The sequence below is a fragment of the Olsenella sp. CU969 genome, from assembly GCF_905219715.1.
Classification (GTDB): domain Bacteria; phylum Actinomycetota; class Coriobacteriia; order Coriobacteriales; family Atopobiaceae; genus Granulimonas; species Granulimonas faecalis.
The window spans coordinates 6,716-9,799 of record NZ_CAJMXC010000073.1 but is presented as its reverse complement, the minus strand read 5'-3'; the positions used below and the strand labels follow the sequence as shown (position 1 = coordinate 9,799).

Genomic DNA, 3,084 nt, shown 5'->3' with positions numbered 1-3,084 from the left:
CCGGCTCTCCTCCGCACCCGTCGCCTCGGGTGTCACCACCGGGGACGACGGCGTGGCCCGGTTCGTGGAGGGGAACGGCGACCCCCTCAACTTCGCCGACCGCTACAACCAGGCCACCGGTGACGGGTTGCTCTACGTGCTTCGGGAGACCCGGGCGCCCGCGGGCTACAAGTCGCTGCCCCAGGACATCGTGCTCTCCTACAACCCGGCCACCAGCCAGTTCAGGGTCAACAACCGCTACCAGACCGGAGCCTACGCCGGTTTCAACGTCCTTGTGACCGGGCAGCCGGGAGGCATCTTCTACGGCGACTTCGCCGAGGACGGCGGCCTGGTGTCAAAGCCCGACGGCGCCACGCCCATCGACACCGACACCCAGCGCGGCGGCCTCGTCCTGGCGGTGCCCATGCTGAGGAGGGCGGACGCCTGGCTGCCCCTCTACGGCGACAACCTCAACGGCTTCGNCGCCNTGGAGTACGNGCGGAGCGANGACTACGGGGAGCGCCTCGTGCAGGTGCGGCGGGCGACCCTCGCCGGTGCCCTGCGTCAGGCGGCCCTGTACGCCCGGGACAGTGGCGCCCAGCCGTGGTACCTCGGTTGGGACGAGGCCACGGGGCGCATCGCCGGCACCCTCTACGACCTGCCCGGGCGCTCCGACCGCTACCTCCAGGTCAACGCCCAGGGGGACATGCGCATGCTCTACGGCTTCATCGACGCCGAGGCCATCGCCGAGGTGACGGGCCTCGGCCCCGAGGCGGTGGGGGCCATGGCCCCGGAGGAGCGCTACCTCGCCCTGGGCCAGGCGGTCCAGGGAGACGACGTGGACGGGCTCCTCGACCGCCTCGACCTGGCCGCCCCGGAGGCGGTCTCCAGGGGCTACTCCGCCGTGGACATCCGCGACTTCGTCCGCAACTACCGCTCGGTGATCAACGTGCCCAACGAGGTACGGCAGCTCCGCGTGATGAAGGTGGNCCAGANGGGTGCCCCCGTGAACGGGGCCACCTTCTCCCTCTACGACAATGCCGCCTGCGANGGCGCGCCCGTGGCCGCGGGTACCACGGCCACGGTGGACGGGGTCGACGGCATGCTCGTATTCGGGCCCGGCGAGGCCCAGGAGGACGGCCACGGCCGGATGGTCTGGCCCGACACCCCGGCCACCTCCGACAACTCCTCCATGGCCACCTACTACCTCAAGGAGACCGGCGTCCCCGAGGGCTACGAGGCCAACGACACTGTGATCCCCGTGAAGGTGGGCGTCTACTCCATCTACGCCGACGCGGGTGACGCCGACGACGGCGTCACAGTCATGGCCGGGGTGGGCAAGCTCACCCAGACCATGGTCAAGTACACCAAGGGCGATGTGAACATCACCCTCCGGCGTATCCTGGCCGCGGGGCAGACGAAGCCGAGCGGTGGATGGGACGGCGACTGGACCGCCATGGAGCTCCCCGACTCCGGCGATCCCGCCCAGCCCCGTATCATGCGTCTCGTCTACGGTCAGAACGCCCTGGTCGACTACGGGCTGTCCGACGAGGACGGCGGCCNGACCGTGCGCCCGTTCTTCGTCACCGACACCGGCTACGTCCGTGCCGCGGTGAGCCAGGACACCCAGGCCCTTCGCACCGAGAGCGGGGCCAGCGGGGTCAACTTCGACGACATCGAGGGNCNGGACATCACCGGGCTCTTCAGCCTGCTCAACGTCGTGGTGGTCACCGACCGCGAGGTGGACCCGGAAAAGACCGGCACCCTCGAGGTGAGCAAGACGGTGGAGGGCGACGGCCTCACCTCCGAGGACTACCTGCGCAGCTTCTCCTTCACCTTCGAGTTCACNGACGGGGAGGGCAGGCCCCTCGACGGCGACCGCTCCTACCACTTCATCGGCCGGGACGAGTGGGGCTCCCTCAAGAGCGGCGACACCATCCCCCTCCACCACGGCGAGACCATAGAGGTCCGCGGCCTGCCCGCAGGCACCCGCTACCGGGTGACCGAGACCGTGCCGGACGGATCGGGCTTCTNCACCAAGACGCCGTACGACGCCGTCCATGAGGGCGTCGTCGAGATAGGGGAGGACGACCCCGACGGCAAGGTGTTCTCGGCCCCCTTCGTGAACGCCAAGGGTGTGGCCACGCTGCGCCTGGTGAAGACGGACGGCGCCACGTCCGCGCCCCTGGCCGGGGTGACCTTCGAGCTCTACGCCCTCGGCGAGGGCGGGGAGGCGGTCGGCGACGCCCTGGAGAGGGCCACCACCGCGGAGGACGNGTCCGTCACCCTCACCCACGGGTTCCCCGAGACCGGCTCCGCCCGCTTCGCCCTGCGGGAGGTGGCGGCCCCCGACGGCTATGCCGCCCCGGCGGCGCCCATCGTCCTCGCGTGTGACGACGGCGTCCTGAGCGTGGCCAACNCCCGTGAGTCCGGTGCCCAGATGGGCGACGCCGTGGGCGGGGCGCCCGTGGTGGAGGTTGCCAACGTGCCCACCGCGACGCTGTCCCTGTCCAAGGAGGTGCTGCCCGCCGAGGGCGGCTCCGGCCTCACGGACGACCAGAGGAACCAGGCCTTCACGTTCGACGTGGCGGTGACGGTGCCGGAGGCGTGCGCGCTCCCGGAGAGACTGGCCGTGTCCGTAGCCTCCGACGGCGGCGAGCCCGAGGAGACCGAGGTGGCCGTGGCGGCCGACAGCACCGACCCCGCCCGGGGCACGTTCGGGCTGGGACTCTCCCACGGCCAGACGGCCACCGTGTCCGGCCTGCCCGTGGGTACCGAGGTGGAGGTGACCGAGGGGGACGCCCCCGGCTACCAGGCGGTGGACAAGGTCCTCGAGGGCGTGGTGGAGAGTGACGGGTGCGCGCTGGGCTTCACGAACACGGCGGTGTGGCCCGACCTCTCCATCGAGAAGTCCCAGAGCGCTACGGGCGACCCCGACTCCTTCACCGACGGGCCTATCGCCGTGGTGGAGGGCCAGACCGTCACCTACCGGCTGACGGTGACCAACGGCGGCGATGACGCGGCCCGGGGCGTCACCGTGACCGACGCGGTGCCCCAGGCCCCGGTGGAGCCCGCCGGCGCCGACGGGCCGGCCCTCGCCTACGT

Annotated in this window: 1 protein-coding gene; it reads left to right on the top strand. The window is 71.4% G+C overall.

The window, feature by feature from the left end:
• The coding region (locus JX283_RS06965; protein ID WP_204829927.1) for a SpaA isopeptide-forming pilin-related protein at window positions 1-3,084 on the top strand (3,084 nt) is incomplete at both ends.